The sequence below is a fragment of the Shinella lacus genome (genome assembly GCF_010994755.1).
GTDB classification, from domain to species: Bacteria; Pseudomonadota; Alphaproteobacteria; order Rhizobiales; family Rhizobiaceae; genus Shinella; species Shinella lacus.
The window spans coordinates 47,174-67,620 of the sequence record NZ_WHSB02000021.1; the positions used below are offsets into that span (position 1 = coordinate 47,174).

The window sequence follows — 20,447 nt, forward strand, 5'->3', positions numbered from 1 at the left end:
CGGGTTCGGCAGTTGATGGCGGCAGAGAGGGTGTTCGGCGGCCTAAAGACATAAGGATTCACAAATGAACAAGAGAAACGTCTTCGCTCTGCTCGTCGCCGCGGCAGCGGTTGCGGGCTTTGCGCTTTGGAATCGAACCGGATCGGAAGACGAAGCCAGAAGAGGAGTATCGGGCCAGGGGACGGCATTGTCGGTTGTCGTGCCTTCGTCATTGTCCGACACCGCAAAGATGGGAGAACGAGCTTTCAACGCCGTCTGTGCAGCGTGCCACGGCAAGAACGCGGCCGGAACCGATGCCGGCCCGCCGCTCATCCATCGGATATACGAACCTTCTCACCACGGAGACTACGCCTTTGAAATGGCCGTCGCCAACGGCGTGCGCGCGCATCACTGGAAATTCGGAAACATGCCTCCTCAGCCGGGTCTGACGAGGGCCGACGTCGCTACGATCGTGGCCTATGTGCGCGAGCTTCAGCGGGCGAACGGCATCAATTGAGGAGCATTGGCGGCGAGATACCCTGCCAGACCTGTCGAGGCGGGTTTGAGGAAATCGGGCGGCTGCGAGTGGAGTTGTGGTGTGATAGGATGAGGCGGCCAAGTCGCCTATGGGAGGGGTGTGCAATGCGAACTGGCATAACATGCGCATTTGTCGTTCTGGCTTTGCTGGTGTCGGCGTCAAATGCCCAAGAGGATCAGCCGTTTCATACGTCTTATTTCGCGGATGAAACGACCATCAGCCTGTCCGTGACCGTCGCGGCAACCTCTCTTGACCCGGAATATAATTTCGATGTGCAAGTCGCGCTCACGGAGCGCGGACCCGAGGGTCAGATCAGATTCATCGACCACAGCGCCCACCTTGCAAAGGTACGATGCGCCGCGCCGAAGGCCGTCATGATCGGCCAATCAGAGTTTATGCTGTCGGATTCGCCCGAGCCGGGGGATTGGAAGCAGGATCTCTGGCGCACCTTCTGCCTCCTGCCGGTCTCATGAGGAACGGGGCCGCGCTGCATCCAGCGCGGCCCTGTGCTTCACTTGACCTGGGTGACAGTCAGCTTTCCGTTGACGCGCTCGGCAACGAACTGGACCTTTGCGCCGACCTTGAGCTTTTCCAGCATCGCGTCATCAGCGACCTGGAATACCATCGTCATGGCCGGCATCTCGAGGTTCTTCAGCTCTTCATGGATGAGCGTGACCTTCTTCGCCTTCTCGTCCAGCTTCTTGACCGTGCCGCTGGTGAATTCCTGCGCGAAGGCGGCGGTGCCGAAGGCGAAGGCGACGGCGCCGGCGAGTGTGATTCTTGTGATAGCTTTCATCGTCATTTCTGTTGCTCCTTATTTCTTCGCGACCGTGACGTCGCCGTGCATGCCGGAATCGTAGTGACCGGGAACGAGGCAGGCGATCTTGAACACGCCGTCGTTGGTGAACTTCCAGACGATCTCGCCGGATTTTTCGGGCGCGAAGCGAATGGCGTTCGGATCCTCGTGTTCCATTTCCGGGAATTTCTCCATCACGGCTTTGTGCTCCATGATCTTGTCTTCCTGGTCGAGCACGAATTCATGATCGACCTCGCCCGCATTCTTGATCGCGAAGCGAACGGTCTGGCCCTGGCGGACCTTGAAGGTGCTTGGTGTGAAGATCATCTTGCCGTCATCCGTTTCCTTCATCGTGACACGGATGGTCTGGGACGCCTTGGCCTTTTCACCGGGTTCGCCAACGGCCATTTCGCCATGACCGCCCTCATGCGAACCGGATGCAAAAGCAGCGGTGGCAAACGTTGAGAGTAGCAGACCAACTAGAATGCGTTTCATAATCGTTTCCTTTGTCGTTTCTGGGAGGAAGTTAACCGTGATTGGAATGGCCAGACGGAAGTTGTGTCTTGGCATCTTTCGCTTTGACAGGCTCGGGCAAGCTCCCGGTCCATTCCCACGCCTGCGTGCCGGGAGGGTTCTCGTACCAACCCGGATCGCTGTAGTCGTCCGCTGAGATACCCTCGCGGACCTTCACCACGGAGAACATGCCGCCCATTTCGATCGGGCCGTGGGGACCCCACCCGGTCATCATGGGGACGGTGTTCTCCGGTATTTCCATCGACATTTCGCCCATATCCGCCATGCCGGCCGTCCCCATGGGCATGTATTCGGGACGGATCTGCCTGATCTTTTTTGCAACCTCCTTCTTGTCGACCCCGATGAATGTCGGGATCTCGTGACCCATGGCATTCATGGTGTGATGCGACTTGTGGCAATGGATCGCCCAGTCGCCGACGTACTTCGCGTCGAACTCGTAGGCGCGCATCGCACCGACAGGGATGTCGATGCTGACCTCGGGCCAGCGCGCCTCCGGCCTGACCCAGCCGCCATCGGTGCAGGTCACCTCGAAATCGTAGCCGTGCATGTGGATTGGATGGTTCGTCATCGTCAGGTTACCGACGCGAACACGAACCCTGTCGTTCTTGGAAACGACGAGCGGATCGATCCCTGGAAAGACGCGCGTGTTGAACGTCCAGAGGTTGAAGTCGGTCATTTCCATGATCCGGGGCACGTATGTTCCCGGATCGATGTCATAGGCGCTGAGCAGGAAGACGAAATCCCGATCCACCGGCATGAACTTCGGGTCCCGGGGATGGATGACGAAGAAGCCCATCATCCCCATCGCCATCTGTACCATCTCGTCCGAGTGCGGGTGGTACATGAAGGTGCCGGATTTCACGAGATCGAACTCGTAAACGAAGGTCTTGCCAGAGGGGATGTGAGGCTGCGACAGCCCGCCAACACCATCCATCCCCGACGGCAGGATCATACCGTGCCAATGAATGGTCGTGTGCTCCGGCAGCTTGTTGGTCACGAAAATGCGAACCCGGTCGCCTTCGACTGCTTCGATGGTCGGACCCGGTGACTGGCCGTTGTACCCCCAAAGATATGCGGTCATGCCTTCGGCCATCTCCCGCTCCACCGGCTCGGCAACGAGGTGGAATTCCTTCACCCCGTTGTTCATTCGGAACGGCAAGGTCCAACCGTTGAGGGTGACGACCGGATTGTAATCTGGGCCGACCGTCGGCTTTACCGGGGTTTGCGTGGCCGCCGAGTCCATGAGACCGGCTTCCGGCAAGCCCATGTTGGACGTTTGCGCCCAGGTCTTACGATAACGCTGCAATGGTGGCAACTAAACCACATATGTGCTAATGTGGGTCCGTCACTTCGGGAGTATGTGAAATGAGCCGCTTGACGATCGACATAACGGACAAACAACATCAAAGCCTCAAAGCGCTAGCCGCTCTGCAGGGCAAGACAATCAAGCAGTACGCACTTGAGCGCCTGTTTCCTGGCGACGTCGAGGGAGAGCTGGCCTGGGAAGAGTTAAAGACGTTGATGAATACGCGCATCAGTGAGGGGCTCGCCGGAAAACTGTCGACCAAAACCGTAGGTGAGATCCTCGACGAGGAGATCGCCGAAGGTCGCGCTTGACGGCTTACATCCTGACCGCAGAGGCAGAATCCGATCTTCGCTCGGTAATCCGTTACACACGGACACAATGGAGTGCCGCCCAGGTACGTCACTACGTCTCGGCTTTGGAGCGAGGAATGGAGGACATTGCCGCGGGCAAAGTTCCCTTCAAGGATCTGAGCGCACTCTATCCGGCGCTGCGGATGGCGCGATGCCAGCACCACTACTTCTTCTGTCTGCCTCGAGAACATGCGCCCGCTCTCATCGTAGCGATTCTTCACGAACGAATGGATCTCATGAGGCGTTGGCTGACCGTCTAAACGAGTGATGTTTTCACGACGGGAGGAACTCCTGCGCGCGTGCTAGATAAGCCCTTGTCTTCGAGCGATCAAAAAGGTGTCGTCGGTTCGGATCCCTTCAAGAGCTTAAGACAGAGTATCTGCGTTCGAGAGCTGCGCTATACGCTGACGTGGCCGGACTAGTTGCCATTTGTTTGACGCAAGTCAACGACCGCTTGCCATGAACACTCCAATGCTCCCGCAACCATCTGCGGGAATGCCTTGGAATGAAATTCGTTCGTCTCTTCTTTTTCCTCTGTGCCAGCCTGTTCTTCGCCTTCTCCGCGAAGGCCGGCACGGTGCTGCAAGACTATCTGCCGGGCACGACGGCCTCCGATCTCGTGCCGAGCGCGGATGGCTTCGGCGCGGTGCGCGACGATATCGCGGTGGCACCGGTGTTGCAGGGTGGCAAGACGGTCGCCTGGGTCTTCGTCACCTCGGATTTTGTCGGCACGACCGGCTATTCCGGCAAGCCGATCCATACGCTCGTGGCTGTAGGGACGGATGCGAAGATCATCGGCGTGCGCCTCGTCAAGCATTCCGAGCCCATCGTGCTCATCGGCATTCCCGATGCCAAGGTGAAGGCTTTGGTGGCCGGCTATGCCGGGCTCGACCTCGTCGCAGAGGCGAAATCCGGCGGCACGGCGCATGAGGTGGATATCATCTCCGGCGCGACCGTGACGGTGATGGTGATCGACGATTCGATCGTCCGTTCGGGCCTGAAGGTCGCACGGGCGCTGGGTCTCGGCGGTCTTGCGCCCGAAGCGGACAAGGCCGGTCCGCGTTTCGAGATCGATCCTGCGGCTACCGCGCCAACCGATTGGACCGAGGCCGAGGGCGACGGGACGCTGCGCCGGCTTTCGCTCGACGTGGCACAGGTCAATGGCGCCTTCGCGGCGCATCCCGATGAACGGGCGCGTGAGCGGGCGATTGCCGAAGCGCCGCAAACGACCTTCATCGACATGCAGGCGGCGCTGGTCTCCGTTCCGGCAATCGGCGGCGCTTTGCTCGGCTCCGCCGAGGAGGTCAATCTCAAAGGCTGGCTGAAAGATGGCGAAAACGCCATCGCCGTAATGGCGCGCGGCCTCTATTCCTTCAAGGGCTCGGGCTACGTGCGCGGAGGCATCTTCGACCGCATCGTACTGATCCAGGACGACGTGTCCGTGCGCTTCCGCGACCGTGATCATCGCCGTCTTGGCGGCATCGCGCTTGCCGGTGCGCCAGAATTCACCGAGATGGACCTGTTCCGCATTCCTGCGGGTCTCGGTTTCGATCCGGCCAAACCCTTCCGCATCCAGCTTCTGGCGCACCGCGAGGTCGGGCCGATCGAAAAGGTCTTCCATACCTTCGATCTCGGCTATCAGTTGCCGCAGAAATATCTCCGCGCCGTGGCGCCGCCGGTGAAGGAGGCTGTCGCCGTCGCCGACCGTGGCGAGGGAGCGGCGCAGGCCGATCTCTGGAAACGCATCTGGCAGGATTCCAAGCTGAAGATCGTCGTGCTCGGCGCCATGCTGGTGGTGCTGACCGGGGTTTTCTTCTTCCAGAGCTATGCGGTGAAGAACGCCAAGGGGTTCTACATCTTCCGCATCGCCTTCCTGACGGTGACGCTGGTCTTCCTGGGCTGGTATGCCAATGCGCAGCTTTCGGTCGTCAACCTGATGGCGCTGTTCGGCAGCCTGGTGACCGGCTTCAGCTGGCAGGCGTTCCTGCTCGATCCCTTGACCTTCATCCTGTGGTTTGCCGTTGCCGCCGCGCTGCTCTTCTGGGGACGCGGGGCCTATTGCGGCTGGCTCTGCCCCTTCGGCGCGCTGCAGGAACTGACCAACCAGATCGCCCGCAAGCTGGGCATCCCGCAATGGACATTGCCCTGGGGGCTGCATGAACGGCTCTGGCCGATCAAATATATGATCTTCCTTGGCCTTTTCGGCGTATCGCTGATGAGCGTCGAGCAGGCCGAGCACCTGGCCGAGATCGAGCCGTTCAAGACGGCGATCATCCTGAAGTTCATCCGCGCCTGGCCGTTCGTGGCCTATGCGGTGGCGCTTCTGGTGGCCGGGCTCTTCGTCGAGCGCTTCTACTGCCGCTATCTCTGCCCGCTCGGCGCCGCACTCGCCATCCCCGCTCGCATGCGCATGTTCGACTGGCTCAAGCGCTATCACGAATGCGGAAGCCCCTGTCAGACCTGCGCGATCCAATGTCCGGTGCAGGCGATCCACAAGACCGGCGAGATCAATCCGAACGAGTGCATCAACTGTCTGCACTGCCAGGTTCTCTACCAGTCCGAAACGATGTGCCCCGTCGTGATCAAGAAGATGAAGTCGCGGGCCAAGCTTGCGGCGAGCCCGGGCGGTGCGCCGATCCATCAACCCGTAGCAAAAGTTAACTGAAGAAGGAGTCGATCATGGAATCGAAGGAAAACAAGGGGCTGAGCCGCCGCGCGCTCTTCAGCGCCACGGCAGGGACGGCCGTTCTTGCCGGCACGATGGGGCCGGCCGCCCTTGGCCTGGGGGCTGCGGGTCTCGCCACCCCGGCCCGTGCCGCCGCCGGAGCGGACGGTTCCGTCGCACCCGGCAAGCTCGACGACTATTACGGCTTCTGGTCATCGGGACAATCGGGCGAAATGCGCATTCTCGGCATCCCCTCGATGCGCGAGCTGATGCGGGTGCCGGTGTTCAATCGTTGCTCGGCCACCGGCTGGGGCCAGACGAATGAATCGATCCGCATCCACCAGCGCACGATGACGGAGAAGACCAAGAAGCAACTCGCTGCGAACGGCAAGCACATCCACGACAATGGCGACCTGCACCACGTCCACATGTCCTTCACCGAGGGCAAGTATGACGGCCGCTATCTCTTCATGAACGACAAGGCCAATACCCGCGTGGCGCGCGTGCGCTGCGACGTGATGAAGACCGATGCCATCCTGGAAATTCCGAACGCCAAGGGCATCCACGGCCTGCGGCCACAAAAATGGCCGCGCTCGAACTACGTCTTCTGCAATGGCGAGGACGAAGCGCCCTTGGTCAACGACGGCTCGACCATGACCGACGTCTCGACCTATGTGAACATCTTCACCGCCGTCGATGCCGACAAGTGGGAGGTCGCCTGGCAGGTGAAGGTCTCCGGCAACCTCGACAATTGCGATGCCGACTATGAAGGCAAGTGGGCCTTCTCGACCTGCTACAACTCGGAAATGGGCATGTCCCTGGAAGAGATGACCAAGTCCGAGATGGACCATGTCGTCGTTTTCAATCTCGCCGAGATCGAAAAGGCGATCACCGCCGGTCAATATGAAGAGATCAACGGCGTGAAGGTCGTGGACGGCCGCAAAGACGCCAAGTCGCTCTTCACCCGCTACATCCCGATCGCCAACAACCCGCACGGCTGCAACATGGCGCCGGACAAGAAGCACCTGTGCGTGGCCGGCAAGCTCTCGCCGACCGTAACCGTGCTCGACGTCACCAAGTTCGACGCGATCTTCTACGACAATGCCGAACCGCGCAGCGCCGTGGTGGCGGAACCGGAACTCGGCCTCGGGCCGCTGCACACCGCCTTCGACGGCCGCGGCAACGCCTACACCTCGCTCTTCCTCGACAGCCAGGTGGTGAAGTGGAACATCGACGAGGCCATCCGTGCCTATGCCGGTGAAAAGATCAATCCGATCAAGGACAAGCTTGATGTCCAGTATCAGCCCGGCCACCTGAAGACGGTGATGGGCGAGACGCTGGATGCCACCAACGACTGGCTGGTGTGCCTGTGCAAGTTCTCCAAGGACCGCTTCCTGAATGTCGGGCCGCTAAAGCCGGAAAACGACCAGCTGATCGACATTTCCGGCGACAAGATGGTGCTGGTGCATGACGGCCCGAACTTTGCTGAGCCGCATGACGCCATCGCCGTCGCTCCCTCGATCCTGCCGAACATAAAGTCGGTGTGGGATCGCAAGGATCCGCTCTGGGCCGAAACCCGCAAGCAGGCCGAGGCCGACGGCGTCAATATCGACGAGTGGACCGATGCCGTCATCCGCGACGGCAACAAGGTGCGCGTCTATATGACGTCGGTTGCACCGAGCTTCAGCCAGGAAAGCTTCACGGTGAAGGAGGGCGACGAGGTTACGGTCATCGTCACCAATCTCGACGAGATCGACGACCTGACGCACGGCTTCACCATGGGCAACCACGGCGTTGCCATGGAGGTCGGACCGCAGATGACGAGTTCGGTCACCTTCGTCGCGGCCAATGCAGGCGTCTACTGGTACTATTGCCAGTGGTTCTGCCACGCGCTGCACATGGAGATGCGCGGGCGCATGTTCGTGGAACCGAAGGGCGCCTGAACGATGCGGCTGTCCGTTTTTCTCATCGGCCTTCTTCTCGCTTCGCCGCTTGCGGCGGCGGAGCGTGCCGTTGCGCCGGGTACGGGCAGCCTCGCAGCCGCCATCGCCGGGGCTGCACCCGGCGATGTGCTTGTTCTTGACGACGGGGTCTATGCCGGCCCCGTCGTCATCGACCGATCGCTCACCATCTCGGGTCCCCGCAGTGCGTTGTTGGACGGGCAGGGGCGGGGCAGCGTGATGACGATTTCCGCTGCCGACGTGACCCTGACGGGCTTCACCGTCACCGGTTCGGGCCGCGTGAACCAGGATCTCGATGCCGGGGTGAAAATCCTGGAGGGTGCCGACCGGGCACGCATCGAGAATCTGCTCGTCACCGGAAACATGCACGGCATCGACGTGCATGGCGGCCACGATGCCGCCATCAGCGGAAACGAGATTATCGGGACCGACAGCCCGCGCATGAACGAGCGCGGCAACGGCATCTATGTCTGGAACAGCCCAGGTACGCTGCTCGAGAACAATGTCATCCGCTATGGCCGTGACGGCATCTTCTCCAATGCCAGCGCCGATAGCATCTACCGCGGCAATGTCATGCGCGACCTGCGTTTTGCCGTGCATTTCATGTACACCCGCAACACCGAGGTTTCCAGCAATATCTCGATCGGCAACCATCTCGGCTTCGCAATCATGTTCTCCAACAAGGCGAAGATCCTCAACAATCTGAGCCTCGGCGACCGCGAACACGGGCTGATGTTGAACTATGCCAACAATGCCGACGTCACCGGCAATCTGGTGCGCGGCGACACGAAGAAATGCCTCTTCATCTACAACGCCCACAAGAACCTGATCTGGAACAACCGCTTCGAGGGCTGCGGCATCGGCATCCACTTCACCGCCGGGTCCGAGAAGAATGTGCTGACCGGCAATGCCTTCATCGCCAACCGCGAGCAGGTGAAATATGTCGGCACCCGCAACATGGAATGGAGCCATGAGGGCAGGGGCAATTTCTGGTCCGACCACCCCGCCTTCGACCTCAATGGCGACGGCATCGCCGACAGTTTCTATCGCCCAAACGATCTGATGGACCAGATCCTCTGGTCGCAGCCGGCGGCCAGCCTGCTCATCGGTTCGCCCGCCGTGCAGCTCGTGCGCTGGAGCCAGCGGGACTTTCCTGCGACGCTGCCCGGCGGCGTACGCGACAGCGCGCCGCTGATGCGGCCTCTCACCATATCCGTCCCGCCCGAAATCCTCGGCTACGAAGCCGAAGCCGCCGGTCGCTGGGCCGAAGGAAATTATGATGACACCGACCCTGACAATCTCTCGGCTCACTAAGCGCTTCGGCGAGGTGGAGGCGCTCAAGGCCGTTTCACTGACGTTGGAAGCGGGGCGGCGTGCGGCGCTGCTCGGCCACAACGGCGCGGGCAAATCGACCTTGATGAAGATCGTCCTCGGCCTCATCCCCTATGACGGCGGCGACGTCACGGTTTGCGGCATGGCGCCCGGTTCGCCGGCCGCGCGCGCGCAGGTGGCCTATCTGCCTGAAAACGCCGCCTTCCACCCCGCTTTGACCGGAGAGGAGCAGCTTCGCCACTATCTTGCACTGCGCGGGGAAAACCCGAAGCAGGCCATGGTGCTTCTTGCCCGTGTCGGGCTGGAGAAGGCGGCGCACCGACGCATCGGCACCTATTCCAAGGGCATGCGCCAGCGTATCGGCCTCGCGCAGACGCTGATCGGCCGCCCGCGTCTCCTCGTGCTGGATGAGCCCACGTCGGGCCTCGATCCGGTGTCGCGGCGCGATTTCTACGATCTTCTCGACGGCCTTGCCGCCGAGGGAACCGCGATCCTGCTTTCTTCCCACGTGCTGACCGAGGTGGAGGCGCGCACCGACCGCATCCTTATCCTCTCGGGGGGCGAACTGGTGGCTGAGGGCACGCTCGCCGATCTGCGGGCCCGCGCGGCACTGCCTGTCTCCCTTCTCGTTCGCCCTGCATCCGACCGTGCGCCATCTCTGGTGGCCGCCTTTCCAGAGGCCGTTGCGAGCGGGGATGGGCTTCTGCGCCTTTCCTGCGCGCAGGCGCAAAAGCTGCCGCTCTTGGCCCGCATATCCGCGCTCGGGGGCGACGTCGCCGACCTCGATGTGATCCCGCCGAGCCTCGAAGATATCTACAGCCATTTCAGCCGGAGGGACGGGCAATGAACCGCATCCTCGCCACCGCGATCTCGGAATTCCGCATCGCCTTCCGCAATCGCTGGGTCTCCATCGCGACGGGCATGATGGTGCTGTTTGCGCTGGTGCTCGCCGCCGCCGGTGCCGCGCCGACGGGGGATGTCGGCGTGAACCGGCTCTCGGTGACGGTCGCCTCGCTCACCTCGCTTGCTGTCTATCTCGTGCCGCTGCTCGCGCTCCTGATGAGCTTTGACGCGGTGGCGGGGGAGGTGGAACGCGGAACACTGCCGCTGCTGCTCACCTATCCCGTCTCGCGCCTCCAGATTTTGCTCGGCAAGCTGCTCGCCCATCTCGTGATCCTCGCACTCGCGGTTACGCTCGGTTACGGCGCGGCGGCGCTGGTCGCCGTCTGGTCCGATGCCGAGGCGATCAGGGGGCTTGGCTCGCTGTGGCGACTGATCTGGTCTTCGGTCCTACTCGGGGCCACCTTCCTCGGCGCGGGCTATGCGCTCTCGGCTTTGGCGCGTCGGCCCTCCGGAGCCGCCGGTTTTGCCATCGCGCTCTGGCTCGTGGCGGTCGTGCTCTACGACCTCGCGCTGCTTGCGTTGATCGTCTCGGATGGCGGCGGTGCCTTCACCACGCAGGCGCTGCCGGTTGCCCTGCTTGCCAATCCCGCCGATGCCTTCCGCGTCTTCAATCTCTCGGCGGCGGAGGCCGTTGCGGCGGCCGGCGGCATTGGCGGTGCGGCGGGCGCCATTCCGCTCTGGCAATCGGCCGCTTCGCTCTTCGTATGGCCGCTCGCCGCCATCGCGCTTGCCGTGACGGCTTTCCGTAAGGTGACACCATGAGGATTTCGCTTCGTTCAGCCCTGTTCGTCACCGCCCTCGCGCTGCTTTCCGCCTGCAAGGAGGAGGTGGCCCAGAGCACGACGCCGCAGGACATGACGCCGGAGACCCTCGGTCACTATTGCCAAATGAACCTCCTGGAGCATCCCGGCCCGAAGGCGCAGGTTTTCCTCGAAGGCAACGCCGCGCCGCTGTTCTTCAGCCAGGTGCGCGATGCCATCGCCTATATGCGCGGCCCCGAGCAGGTCTCGCCGATCCTCGCCGTCTATGTCAACGACATGGGCAAAGCAGGTGCGACCTGGGGCCGCCCCGGCGATGGCAACTGGATCGCCGCCGACAAGGCTTTCTACGTTCTCGGCTCGGCGCGTGCGGGCGGCATGGGGGCGCCGGAAGCGGTTCCGTTTTCCAGCCGGGAGCGCGCCGAGGATTTCGTTCGCGCCGAGGGCGGCCGCGTGCTGACGCTCGCCGACATCACCAATGACATGGTTCTCGCGCCGGTCGATGCCGGGGCGGACCAGGGGAACGACGACGATGCGGATTTCGATGGCCGCCTGCGTGCCCTGCCCAACAAAGCCGGAGGCTGACCCATGCCCATCACCCGACGCCGCCTGATCACGATTTCCGCCGCTCTGGCCTTCTTGCCTGCTACTGCCCGCGCGACCTCAAAGGGTACGACCCGTCAATGGACGGGACAGGCGTTGGGCGCACGCGCCTCGATCCGGCTCGACCATCCCGATGGGGAGGTCATCGCCGCCCGCGTCATGGCCGAGATCGACCGGCTGGAAGATATGCTCAGCCTCTACCGGCCGCAGAGCGCGTTGTCTCGTCTGAACCGCGACGGGCATCTCCCCGCACCGCCTTTCGAATTGCTCGACTGCCTGTCGCTGGCCGGTGCCGTCCACCGCGCAAGCGGCGGACGGTTCGACCCCACCGTGCAACCGCTCTGGGCGCTCTGGGCCGAAGCGGCTGCAGGCGGGCGGAAGCCCGATGCGCAAGCGGTCGAGACGGTCCGCCGCGGGACCGGCTGGGCGAAGGTGGAACTCGACGCGGCCGCCATCACCCTGCAACCCGGCATGGCCCTGACATTGAATGGTATCGGCCAAGGCTATGTCGCCGATCGGGTCGCCGCCCTGCTGGAGGCGGAGGGGCTGAGCAATATCCTGATCGATACGGGTGAGCTGCGGGCGCTTGGCGGTAAGCCGGAGGGCGGGAACTGGCCGGTACGCCTGGAAACGGGAGAACGCCTGTCGCTGCGCCAGCGCGCGCTCGCCACTTCTGCCCCACTCGGTACGACCTTCGATCAGGCAGGCCACGATGGCCATATCCTCGATCCTACGACCGGCAGGCCGGCGGCATCGGCGTGGCGTTCGGTCTCGGTCTCGGCGCCATCCGCCGCCATTGCCGACGCACTCGGCACCGCTGCCTGTCTGATCTCCGATCAGGAGGAAATCCGGGTCATGCTCGGACATTTCGAAGGCGCACGTCTGGAGGCCAGCGTCTAGCCAAGCATTCGATCACCGCAACGACGAGAGGCTGTCATGGACAAGAAAGAACCGCGCAAACCCCTGGTGTTTTCCGGTGAGCAGGTCAGCGGCAGGGAAATCAACGGCAGCAGTCTGATACCGATGCTGATCGCCGGGCTTGTCCTGATCGCCGTCGGCTATGTGGCCGTGATGGTCTTCGTCTGACGAATGTGTGATGGAGCGGCACCCGGAAAATCCGGATGCCGCTTTCCGTCTCGGGCTTAGGGGCCGATGGCGGCTTCCGGCGTTTCGAAGCGCGGGAAAAGCACGGTATTCTCCAGATGCATGTGCAAGACGAGATCATCGGTGAGCTTGCGCAGCCCCGTATAGAGCGCCGTCCACGACCCGCAGGCGCCCTCCGGCAGCGCCATGCCATGGGCTGCATGCTCGATATCCTGAAGAAGCCTGACCGTATCGGCATGTTCATGGCGCATCTGCATGATCGGGCGGGAAATCCGCGTGTTTTGCCCTTGCCGCATCAGGGGGAAGAGGATTTGCTCCTCGCTCGTCATGTGGTCTTCCAGTTCCGCCTTCAGCGCGACCAGTGCGCGAGCCAGTCCTGATGGGGCGACGGGATAGTCGCCGTGAACGCGTTCGACCTTCTCGGCAAGCGGGATCAAAAAGGCCAGTTCGCGGCGATGGGTCTCATGGTAGCGCGACAGAAGATGATCAATGAGCGGCCCGGTCTCCTGTGGCGCTTCAAGACCGGCCATCCGCTGGAGCGCTTCCAGCTCGGCAAGCAGTTCTGCCGGCGATAAGCCGGCCCGTTCGGCCGCTTGGCGCAGAGGGATATCACCCGCACAGCAGAAATTGATGGCAGAGCGGCGAAACAGTTCGGCCGCACCCGGCAGTTCGGCGGCAATGGTGGTCACGGTGGTCTTGAGAGAAAGCGTTTGCATGCTTGATCCTTTGAAGGAGGGAAGAGCTCCATTTTGCAGGATCGTCATGCGTCATCTTTGCGCCCGGCCGAACAAAAGAGCGGATGCATGAGAAGTTATCGTGGCGCTGCTTGCTGCACCGCAAAGAGTGCGACAATTCGGCGAGCCGGGAGCCTTTTCATCACGCGGCGCGCTTGGTAAGCCTCGGTGCGAGAGGTTTTGATGACGATATACATGCAGCAGCGCCGGAACGGATGGGTGGCTTTCGCCGCCGCCGTGCTGATGGCGTTGCAGGTTCTTCTGAGCCCCTTGGCCCAAGCTGCCACGGCCGGCAGTTCGGCGGTGGATGCCTATGGTAATCCGCTCTGCATCACCCATCTCGACGAGCAGAAACCGGCATCGACGCCGGGCAAGGAGCGCTCGCTCGCTCCCGATTGCTGCACGCTGGCCTGCGGTATGGCGGCAGGCCTCGTTCCGCCGTATCGCCCTGTCCTCATCCTGTTCAATCCGCTTGCACAACCCTCGCAGCGGATTTTCGACGGGTATGACGACCGCGCGCCTTCGGCGCATGAGGCTTTGCCCGGACATCCTCGCGGTCCCCCGGCACTCGCCTGATCGCCGGGCCAGTGCCGGCAAGGCCATCGTGCGAGTTGTGCGGGTTTTCCCTGCCCTGATCGCTGCATGAGCGGACCGCCTGCTGTGTGCCCTCGCGCTCCTATCTCCTTTCCTTCTTCCATCATACCTTGCCGGCAGGGATGACCGGCTCTGTTGGAGACTGACAATGCTGAAAAGAACACTTGCAACCGTTGCCGCCCTTGCGCTCGGTTCCAGCGCCGCCCTTGCCCATGTTTCGTTGCAGTTGAAGGAGGCGCCGGTCGGCTCGACCTATCGCGCGATCTTCCAGGTGCCGCACGGCTGCGAGGGCAAGCCGACCAATGTGGTGCGCGTGCAGATCCCCGAAGGCGTGATTGCGGTGAAGCCGCAGCCGAAGGCCGGCTGGACGCTTGAAAAGATCAAGGGCGCCTATGCTAAATCCTACGACTACTACGGCACGCCGACCAGCGAAGGCGTGAAGGAAATCGTCTGGAGCGGCGGAAATCTCGGCGACGACGAATATGACGAATTCGTGCTGCGGGTCTATCTGACGAAGGATCTGAAGGCGGGTGAAACGCTGCACTTCCCCGTAGTGCAGGAGTGCCCGGATGGTGTGGCTGAGCGCTGGATCGAAATCCCGGCCGCAGGCCAGTCCGAGGACGATCTCGAGCTTCCCGCCCCCGGCGTGAAGCTGCTTGAGGCCACAAACGGCCACTGAACCCGAAAAGGCCGGCGCTTTCGGGCGCCGGCCCCGTCTGTCCTTCGGAGATTGTCGTGCGGGATCATCTTGGCCGAGCCTGTATCCAGGTCTTTCTGACCGGTATCTTCTGGTGCTGCCTCGCTGTGGCAGCGATGGCGCATGCCTCGTTGACGGGCGCTGTGCCCGCTGATGGCGCCGTCGTCAATGCTCCGCCGAAAACCCTGTCGCTGTCCTTCAGCGAGCCGGTGTCGCCGCTCGTGCTGCGGCTCATCCTGCCCGATGGGCAGTCGAAGACGCTGGAGACATTCGTTCTGCGCGACCGCACACTCGAGATCGCGGCACCCGGCGACCTTGCGGCGGGAACCCACGTGCTTGCCTGGCGCGTCGTCTCCGAGGACGGACATCCCGTCGCGGGTTCCACGATCTTTTCGATTGGCGCGCCGAGCAGCGCGCCGCAGGCTGCCGGGGAAGCGATCGACTGGCCGGTGAGGACGGCGCTATGGCTTGCCCGCATCGCGATGTATGCCGGCCTGTTCTTCGGGATAGGCGGCCTTTTCGCCGTCCGGTGGCTGATCCCCGATGGCGCCGCTGGATTGCCGGTCATAAAAATGGCCCTGTTGCTCGGCTTCTCGGCGACGGTGGTTTCCCTGGGATTGCAGGGGCTCGATGCCTTGGGTGCTCCGCTCTCCAATCTTACTGATCGTGCGGTATGGAGCGCGGGGCTCGCGACGAGTTTCGGCCTGACCGTCGTCGTGCTCTCCTTTGCGTTCCTTCTGGCGCTGGTAACCTCTTCAAGGGCAACTTTTTCGGGCCGCGCGGCATCGCTTGTAGCCGTTGTCGCCGGAAGCGCGGCGATGGCATTGAGTGGCCATGCAAGTTCGGCGACGCCGCAATGGCTGATGCGGCCGGCGGTCTTCGTGCATGTAGTCACGATTGCCATCTGGATCGGCTCTCTCCCACCACTGGCCTACGCTTTGCAGCATGGAGGCGATGCCGCGCGGCAGGCGCTTGGCCGGTTCTCCCGCCTTATCCCCGTTTGCGTCGCTGCACTGACCGCGGCCGGCCTGCTGCTGGCCATCGTACAGGTCCAGACATTCGATGCGCTCGTTTCGACGGCCTATGGGAATGTGCTTCTCGCGAAGACGGCGCTGCTCGTCGTCCTGTTTCTTCTCGTGGTGGCCAACCGCTGGGTCTTCACCAAGCCAGCCGAACGCGGCGAGCTGGGCTCCGCACGGCGGCTTGCCCGCGCTATTATCATCGAGACCATGATCGCCCTCGCCATTTTTGCTGTCGCCGCCACATGGCGGTTCACGCCGCCGCCTCGCGCGTTGGCGATTGCGGCTGCGCAGCCGGTGTCGATCCATATCCACGCGGACAAGGCGATGGCTGAAATTGCCGTCACGCCCGGACGTGCCGGTCCGGTCGAGGTGTCCGGCATCATTCTGGCACCGGATTTCACGACCATGATCCCGAAGGAGGTGACCTTCGTGCTTTTCAATCCGCAGGCGGGTATCGAGCCGATGCGCAGGAAAGCGACCTTGCAGGCTGACGGTGTGTGGCGGGCCTCCGGCGTCGTAGTGCCGATCGCGGGACAATGGCACCTGAGGGTCGACATTCTCGTTAGCGACTTTGAACTTGTCCGGCTTCAGGACACGATTGAAATACCACGATAAAACCGTCCCGTTTTTGGTGGGACAGTCTGCTTCAACTCAGCAAACGGCATCTCGCCGAGCTATTGGGCGTGCCCAGCTTGCCGCAGTTGGTAATGGGTTCGGCACTCGCCATATGCCTCTGAAACGCGAAATTTGAAATATGCGACTGCTTTCGGATTGACGATGCGGTTTTCGCCGATCGCACACGACGGCCGTGGACCTTCAAGGCGTCAGTTCAATTCTCCCAACTCTGCGCGGTGGCGAGGTATCCAAGGGCGAAGACGGATCCCAGGCCATAGACAATCAAAACTCCCGCTAGGCATGTCGTTGGATTGCCAACGCTGGTTGGCGCCCCCAGGATCAAGGCGACCGCAGTGAGACCACCAATTGAGAAGCCTATCAACAAACGTGTGACCATGAATTTGATCATAGGCGGCATGGAGCGAGCCTTTCAACGTGGCGTTCCGCGTGCAACGGAGAACACAGCTCCGATCAGACCGCCTGTGACCACGCCCGCCGAACCGCCTGCAAGGCCGCCGATCAAGCAATAGAGGACCGCAGAAGCATCGAGTTGCGGAGCCGCCACGATCGCGGCCACGACACCGACCGCCGCGCCGACTGACCCGAGCACAAAGCCAAGTCCGGTTACGGCGTCGGAGGGGTCGACGACAACCTGTTGATGGTTACCCTCTTGAATCTTGGGCCGATCCTCATCTGTCATCTCATCCTCCATTCCTGGACATATGCCGCCGTCGGTCGCGGTCGATTGCATCGTCTTCGTCGCTGTCGAGCAGAATTCTGGCGGCGGCCCCGTCGAGATCCTCGTATTGTCGAGTACGCAGGGACCATAGGAAGGCGAGGAGCCCAGCGATACCCATAACGATCGAAAGTGGAACGAGCACGCTGATGGCCGTCATGTCCTTGCCTCCAAGACGGATTTCGCCATGTTCTCTCCAGACCGTGGCGCACGCGCGAGGCGTAGCGCGTTGGCGACCACGATGAGCGAGGACGAGGACATCGCAAGGGCCGCTATAAGCGGCGTCACATATCCGCTGAATGCAATGGGCAGGCTGATGAGGTTATAGAGGGCGGCGAGCACGAAATTTTGTCGGATAAGTCCGGCCGCCTTTTCCACGCTATCGAACACATCCGTCACAACGCGCAGATCATTGCCAAGGAAAACGAAGTCAGCGGCGCTGCGGCCGACGTCACTCGCCGACGTCGGCGCCATGGATGCGTCTGCGGCGCGCAGCGCCGGCGCATCGTTGATCCCGTCGCCGATCATCAGCACCCCGTGCCCGGCCGCCTGCAGGTTCTTTATCGCCCGGACCTTTTCGGTAGGCAGAAGCCGGGCGCGCCTATCGGTGATGCCGAGCGCGTTGGCAACCACCTCGACGGCTTCGAGGGAATCACCGGAGAGCAGGACGACCTCAAAGTGGCGGGCTTTCAGCGTTGCGACCAGATCGCGCGCGCCAGGTCGGATATCTTCGCCAAAGCTGAAACGCGCAAGGGCCTCACCGTTCTTCGAGAGCACGGTCATAACCGCTTCGTCCTGTGTGGTCAGAGCCCATTCAGGCCTGCCGAGCCGGTATAGGTCGCCGCCGAGGCGGCCTTCCAGCCCCATTCCCGCCGTCTCCCTCACATCCGTAAAGGTGGGCGGCTTCTCTGCGGAGACACCTGCTTCGGCTATCGCCCTTGCCATCGGGTGGATGGAGGTGCGGGCCAGAGCGGTGGCGAGTTTGAGCGCTTCCGGAGTGATCCCGTCAATGCCGAGCAGGCGAGGCGCCCCCGTCGTCAGCGTGCCCGTCTTGTCGAAGACGACCGTATCGATCTCGCGCAGGCGTTCAAAAGCGGAGCCGTCGGTTGCCATCACACCGCGTTCGAAGAGGTGGCGGGCCAGAGTGACCTGTACCATGGGTACCGCGAGCCCCAGCGCGCAGGGGCAAGTGATGATGAGAACGGCGACCGCGATAGTGAGCGCGGTATGCAAATTACCGCTCGCGATGAACCAGATGATGAAAGCGAGGACAGCGAGACTGTGAACAACGGGGGCATATAGGCCGGCTGCGCGGTCGGCGAGCCGCCGGTAGCGCGAGCGGCCATCCTCGGCCGCCTCGATCATTCTCGTCATCTCGGCGACCGTGGAATCTGCCGGCGCGTTGGTGGCGCGCAGCACGAAGGGGTTGCCGAGGTTCAGTTCCCCCGCCTGCACGGCCTCCCCGGCGCGGACGCTGCGCCAAAGGCTTTCGCCGGTGATAAGGGCGGCGTCGAGTTCAGCGCGCCCGTTCTCCAACACCCCATCGGTCGGCACACGCTCGCCGGAAGCGATGCGAAGGCGCATCCGCGCCTTGATGTCTCCCAGTTCTACGAAGTCCAGCCTGCCGTCGTTTTGCAGCACGTTCGCCCCACGTGGGATCAGCCGTGTCAAGGCGGCGACAGCAGAGCGCGCTTTCCGACGCATCGCATGATCGAGCACCCGACCGATCAGCAGAACGAAGATCAGCGACGTGGCGGCCTCGAAATAGGCATGGGGAGCGTTGGTGACGGTGTCGTAAAGACTGAGCGTGAAGGTGAGGAGGATGCCGATAGAGATTGGCACGTCCATATTGGTGCGGCCATGGGAGAGTGCCTGCCAGGCTGAGCGGTAGAAGCCCGCGCCTGCATAGAAAATTGCCGGCAGCGCAAGCAGTGCCGAGATTGCGTGGAACGTTTGTCGTGTCGCAGCGTCCGCCCCCGACCAGACTGAAACGGACAGCAGCATAACGTTCATGGAGCAGAAGCCGGCGACGGCGAGCGCACGCACCAGTCCCGCAAGAATCTCATCCTCGCCGTCGATCTCGGCTGTGGGAAGGTTGGCCTCATATCCAATGGCTGTGATTGCTCCAAGGAGGTCTGGTGCAACCTGCCGATCTCGTTTCCAGTCGATCGTGACGCGGCGTAGCGAGAGGTTGGCGCGTGCCCGCTCAACGCCGGGCACCGCGGTGAGGGCGGCCTCGATCGCACCAATACAGGCACCGCAATGCATGGCGGGGATCGAGAGCACGCTCTGGCGAAGGCCGTTGCCGAGATCCTTGCTGGTCATCGCCAACTCGTCGGCTGAGAAGCCGGTACGCGATTGCGATATATCCAATCCTATCTCGGCGGCGCAGCAGGACATGGTCGCTACCGCATTTCTTTATAGGCGTGCCAGGTGGCATGCCCGAGCCAGGGAAAGATCACGACCAGACCCAGAAGCCCCGTCGCGACGGAGATGAGGAAAAGGCCGAGCACGATGGCGCCCCAGGCCAGCATGGGCGTGAGATTGTTCCAGACGAGCGCCGTGCTGACGCCCATGGCGGTCAACGCATCGACACGCCGGTCGAGCAGCATAGGGATGGAAAAGACGCTGACGGCGAAGGCAAAACCGGCGAACAGTGCCCCGATCAGGCTACCTACCAGCAGCATGGCCCAGCCGGTGGGCGTGGTGAAGAGCATCCCGGTGACGTAGTCGAGCCCAGGAAAAGGGCGCACACCGAAGAACAGCGCATAGACAAGGACTGCCGCGCGCATCCAAAGGAGCATCAGCATGGCGAGCAACATGCCGGTGAAGAATACCTGCGCGCCCGCTAGCGGACGCACGGCCAGCATGGAGCGCAGCGTCGGCTGTGCGCCGGCCTCGATATCGCGGCTCTTGAGATAGAGGCCGGCGGCAACCAGCGGGCCGACGATCAGGAAACCCGCAAGTGCCGGGAAAAGGAAATAGTCCCGTCCGGTATGGAACATGTAGACGATGAAGACGATCGAGGCGATGAAGACCGCGAGCCCGTAGAGAAGGCTTGGTACCGGGTTGGTCCACAGATCGCGCCAGCCGCTGGCGAGCCACCGCATGGGCGCTTGTGCCGACAGGTGGCGCTTCCATTGCTCGTTGCGCATCTCCTCGATATCCGAGACTTCGGATACAAGTTCAGGCCTATGTTGCCTCGCAGCCATCATCGTCT

At 62.4% G+C, this 20,447-nt stretch carries 23 protein-coding genes; 15 read left to right on the forward strand and 8 right to left on the reverse strand.

Going from position 1 to position 20,447, the window contains the following annotated elements; translation table 11 throughout:
• The first annotated feature begins 64 nt into the window (after window positions 1-64).
• Window positions 65-496 carry a c-type cytochrome gene (locus GB927_RS31410; RefSeq protein WP_037094849.1) on the forward strand — a complete coding sequence of 144 codons (432 nt, stop codon included), beginning with the start codon at window positions 65-67 and terminating at the stop codon, window positions 494-496.
• 125 nt (window positions 497-621) lie between these two features.
• Window positions 622-990, forward strand: a complete 369-nt coding sequence (locus GB927_RS31415; protein ID WP_052821447.1) for a hypothetical protein — start codon at window positions 622-624, stop codon at window positions 988-990.
• A gap of 38 nt (window positions 991-1,028) precedes the next feature.
• On the opposite strand, the gene GB927_RS31420 is transcribed toward GB927_RS31415, so the two are convergent.
• The 3 genes from GB927_RS31420 to GB927_RS31430 are packed head-to-tail and all read right to left on the reverse strand — an operon-like array spanning window position 1,029 to window position 3,162.
• Entirely contained in the window at window positions 1,029-1,313 is a 285-nt protein-coding gene (locus GB927_RS31420) for a copper-binding protein (RefSeq protein WP_077546222.1), read from the reverse strand.
• A gap of 18 nt (window positions 1,314-1,331) precedes the next feature.
• The gene (locus GB927_RS31425) at window positions 1,332-1,808 is read right to left on the reverse strand and encodes a cupredoxin domain-containing protein (RefSeq protein ID WP_256121162.1); all 477 of its coding nucleotides are present in this window, start codon (window positions 1,806-1,808) and stop codon (window positions 1,332-1,334) included.
• Between the two features lie 31 nt (window positions 1,809-1,839).
• Entirely contained in the window at window positions 1,840-3,162 is a 1,323-nt protein-coding gene (locus GB927_RS31430; protein WP_256121163.1) for a multicopper oxidase family protein, read from the reverse strand.
• A gap of 50 nt (window positions 3,163-3,212) precedes the next feature.
• On the opposite strand from GB927_RS31430, the gene GB927_RS31435 reads away from it, so the two are divergent.
• The 10 genes from GB927_RS31435 to GB927_RS31480 all read left to right on the forward strand — a co-directional run bounded on the left by GB927_RS31435 (window position 3,213) and on the right by GB927_RS31480 (window position 12,811).
• Window positions 3,213-3,464, forward strand: coding sequence for a type II TA system antitoxin, ParD family (locus GB927_RS31435; RefSeq protein WP_094542217.1), 252 nt, complete (start codon window positions 3,213-3,215; stop codon window positions 3,462-3,464).
• Window positions 3,461-3,763, forward strand: coding sequence for a type II toxin-antitoxin system RelE/ParE family toxin (locus GB927_RS31440; RefSeq protein ID WP_094542218.1), 303 nt, complete (start codon window positions 3,461-3,463; stop codon window positions 3,761-3,763). The genes GB927_RS31435 and GB927_RS31440 overlap by 4 nt, the downstream gene beginning before the upstream one ends.
• Window positions 3,764-4,008: 245 nt before the next feature.
• Complete coding sequence (locus tag GB927_RS31445) at window positions 4,009-6,168, forward strand: NosR/NirI family protein (protein ID WP_256121164.1); 2,160 nt, start codon at window positions 4,009-4,011, stop codon at window positions 6,166-6,168.
• Window positions 6,169-6,182: 14 nt separating this feature from the next.
• Window positions 6,183-8,111: a TAT-dependent nitrous-oxide reductase gene (gene nosZ, locus GB927_RS31450; protein ID WP_256121165.1), complete on the forward strand. Its 1,929-nt coding sequence runs from the start codon at window positions 6,183-6,185 to the stop codon at window positions 8,109-8,111.
• A gap of 3 nt (window positions 8,112-8,114) precedes the next feature.
• Window positions 8,115-9,443: a nitrous oxide reductase family maturation protein NosD gene (locus GB927_RS31455; RefSeq protein ID WP_256121166.1), complete on the forward strand. Its 1,329-nt coding sequence runs from the start codon at window positions 8,115-8,117 to the stop codon at window positions 9,441-9,443.
• Window positions 9,409-10,308 (forward strand): ABC transporter ATP-binding protein, encoded by a 900-nt coding sequence (locus GB927_RS31460; protein ID WP_256121167.1) that lies wholly within the window; start codon window positions 9,409-9,411, stop codon window positions 10,306-10,308. Before GB927_RS31455 ends, GB927_RS31460 begins: the two co-directional genes overlap by 35 nt.
• Window positions 10,305-11,126 (forward strand): ABC transporter permease, encoded by an 822-nt coding sequence (locus tag GB927_RS31465; RefSeq protein WP_256121168.1) that lies wholly within the window; start codon window positions 10,305-10,307, stop codon window positions 11,124-11,126. The genes GB927_RS31460 and GB927_RS31465 overlap by 4 nt, the downstream gene beginning before the upstream one ends.
• A complete protein-coding gene (locus GB927_RS31470) occupies window positions 11,123-11,707 on the forward strand; it encodes a nitrous oxide reductase accessory protein NosL (RefSeq protein WP_117372409.1) in 585 nt (194 codons plus the stop codon). The genes GB927_RS31465 and GB927_RS31470 overlap by 4 nt, the downstream gene beginning before the upstream one ends.
• 3 nt (window positions 11,708-11,710) lie before the next feature.
• Window positions 11,711-12,625 (forward strand): FAD:protein FMN transferase, encoded by a 915-nt coding sequence (locus GB927_RS31475; RefSeq protein ID WP_256121169.1) that lies wholly within the window; start codon window positions 11,711-11,713, stop codon window positions 12,623-12,625.
• Window positions 12,626-12,661: 36 nt separating this feature from the next.
• Window positions 12,662-12,811, forward strand: a complete 150-nt coding sequence (locus GB927_RS31480) for a hypothetical protein (RefSeq protein ID WP_199564266.1) — start codon at window positions 12,662-12,664, stop codon at window positions 12,809-12,811.
• Between the two features lie 56 nt (window positions 12,812-12,867).
• Here the strand turns inward: GB927_RS31480 and ric are convergent, their stop codons facing one another.
• Window positions 12,868-13,545: an iron-sulfur cluster repair di-iron protein gene (gene ric, locus GB927_RS31485; protein WP_256121170.1), complete on the reverse strand. Its 678-nt coding sequence runs from the start codon at window positions 13,543-13,545 to the stop codon at window positions 12,868-12,870.
• Window positions 13,546-13,746: 201 nt separating this feature from the next.
• Here ric and GB927_RS31490 point away from each other — a divergent pair, with 201 nt between their 5' ends.
• The 3 genes from GB927_RS31490 to GB927_RS31500 all read left to right on the forward strand — a co-directional run bounded on the left by GB927_RS31490 (window position 13,747) and on the right by GB927_RS31500 (window position 16,491).
• Window positions 13,747-14,139, forward strand: a complete 393-nt coding sequence (locus tag GB927_RS31490; protein ID WP_256121171.1) for a hypothetical protein — start codon at window positions 13,747-13,749, stop codon at window positions 14,137-14,139.
• 166 nt (window positions 14,140-14,305) lie between these two features.
• The gene (locus tag GB927_RS31495; protein WP_160862002.1) at window positions 14,306-14,836 is read left to right on the forward strand and encodes a YcnI family copper-binding membrane protein; all 531 of its coding nucleotides are present in this window, start codon (window positions 14,306-14,308) and stop codon (window positions 14,834-14,836) included.
• 56 nt (window positions 14,837-14,892) lie between these two features.
• Complete coding sequence (locus GB927_RS31500) at window positions 14,893-16,491, forward strand: copper resistance CopC/CopD family protein (RefSeq protein WP_256121172.1); 1,599 nt, start codon at window positions 14,893-14,895, stop codon at window positions 16,489-16,491.
• A gap of 430 nt (window positions 16,492-16,921) precedes the next feature.
• Here the strand turns inward: GB927_RS31500 and GB927_RS31505 are convergent, their stop codons facing one another.
• Genes GB927_RS31505 through GB927_RS31520 form a run of 4 tightly spaced genes read right to left on the reverse strand, consistent with a single transcriptional unit; the run spans window position 16,922 to window position 20,439 of the window.
• Window positions 16,922-17,191, reverse strand: coding sequence for a hypothetical protein (locus GB927_RS31505; protein WP_256121173.1), 270 nt, complete (start codon window positions 17,189-17,191; stop codon window positions 16,922-16,924).
• 1 nt (window position 17,192) lies between these two features.
• Entirely contained in the window at window positions 17,193-17,387 is a 195-nt protein-coding gene (gene ccoS, locus GB927_RS31510; RefSeq protein WP_160862004.1) for a cbb3-type cytochrome oxidase assembly protein CcoS, read from the reverse strand.
• Entirely contained in the window at window positions 17,384-19,627 is a 2,244-nt protein-coding gene (locus GB927_RS31515) for a heavy metal translocating P-type ATPase (RefSeq protein WP_160862005.1), read from the reverse strand. The genes ccoS and GB927_RS31515 overlap by 4 nt, the downstream gene beginning before the upstream one ends.
• Window positions 19,628-19,632: 5 nt before the next feature.
• On the reverse strand, window positions 19,633-20,439 hold the full coding sequence (locus tag GB927_RS31520) for a DUF2189 domain-containing protein (protein WP_160862006.1): 807 nt from the start codon (window positions 20,437-20,439) through the stop codon (window positions 19,633-19,635).
• Window positions 20,440-20,447: the final 8 nt, after the last annotated feature.

What these genes read in the sequence shown, in the direction of transcription:
- GB927_RS31445 (WP_256121164.1), top strand. Translation starts at nt 4,009, where the DNA reads ATGAAATTCGTTCGTCTCTTCTTTTTCCTCTGTGCCAGCCTGTTCTTC.
- ccoS (WP_160862004.1), bottom strand. Translation starts at nt 17,387, where the DNA reads ATGACGGCCATCAGCGTGCTCGTTCCACTTTCGATCGTTATGGGTATC.
- GB927_RS31505 (WP_256121173.1), bottom strand. Translation starts at nt 17,191, where the DNA reads ATGACAGATGAGGATCGGCCCAAGATTCAAGAGGGTAACCATCAACAG.
- GB927_RS31495 (WP_160862002.1), top strand. Translation starts at nt 14,306, where the DNA reads ATGCTGAAAAGAACACTTGCAACCGTTGCCGCCCTTGCGCTCGGTTCC.
- GB927_RS31470 (WP_117372409.1), top strand. Translation starts at nt 11,123, where the DNA reads ATGAGGATTTCGCTTCGTTCAGCCCTGTTCGTCACCGCCCTCGCGCTG.
- GB927_RS31490 (WP_256121171.1), top strand. Translation starts at nt 13,747, where the DNA reads ATGACGATATACATGCAGCAGCGCCGGAACGGATGGGTGGCTTTCGCC.
- ric (WP_256121170.1), bottom strand. Translation starts at nt 13,545, where the DNA reads ATGCAAACGCTTTCTCTCAAGACCACCGTGACCACCATTGCCGCCGAA.
- GB927_RS31415 (WP_052821447.1), top strand. Translation starts at nt 622, where the DNA reads ATGCGAACTGGCATAACATGCGCATTTGTCGTTCTGGCTTTGCTGGTG.
- GB927_RS31520 (WP_160862006.1), bottom strand. Translation starts at nt 20,439, where the DNA reads ATGGCTGCGAGGCAACATAGGCCTGAACTTGTATCCGAAGTCTCGGAT.
- GB927_RS31465 (WP_256121168.1), top strand. Translation starts at nt 10,305, where the DNA reads ATGAACCGCATCCTCGCCACCGCGATCTCGGAATTCCGCATCGCCTTC.
- GB927_RS31460 (WP_256121167.1), top strand. Translation starts at nt 9,409, where the DNA reads ATGACACCGACCCTGACAATCTCTCGGCTCACTAAGCGCTTCGGCGAG.
- GB927_RS31410 (WP_037094849.1), top strand. Translation starts at nt 65, where the DNA reads ATGAACAAGAGAAACGTCTTCGCTCTGCTCGTCGCCGCGGCAGCGGTT.
- GB927_RS31435 (WP_094542217.1), top strand. Translation starts at nt 3,213, where the DNA reads ATGAGCCGCTTGACGATCGACATAACGGACAAACAACATCAAAGCCTC.
- GB927_RS31515 (WP_160862005.1), bottom strand. Translation starts at nt 19,627, where the DNA reads ATGTCCTGCTGCGCCGCCGAGATAGGATTGGATATATCGCAATCGCGT.
- GB927_RS31480 (WP_199564266.1), top strand. Translation starts at nt 12,662, where the DNA reads ATGGACAAGAAAGAACCGCGCAAACCCCTGGTGTTTTCCGGTGAGCAG.
- GB927_RS31475 (WP_256121169.1), top strand. Translation starts at nt 11,711, where the DNA reads ATGCCCATCACCCGACGCCGCCTGATCACGATTTCCGCCGCTCTGGCC.
- GB927_RS31425 (WP_256121162.1), bottom strand. Translation starts at nt 1,808, where the DNA reads ATGAAACGCATTCTAGTTGGTCTGCTACTCTCAACGTTTGCCACCGCT.
- nosZ (WP_256121165.1), top strand. Translation starts at nt 6,183, where the DNA reads ATGGAATCGAAGGAAAACAAGGGGCTGAGCCGCCGCGCGCTCTTCAGC.
- GB927_RS31455 (WP_256121166.1), top strand. Translation starts at nt 8,115, where the DNA reads ATGCGGCTGTCCGTTTTTCTCATCGGCCTTCTTCTCGCTTCGCCGCTT.
- GB927_RS31420 (WP_077546222.1), bottom strand. Translation starts at nt 1,313, where the DNA reads ATGAAAGCTATCACAAGAATCACACTCGCCGGCGCCGTCGCCTTCGCC.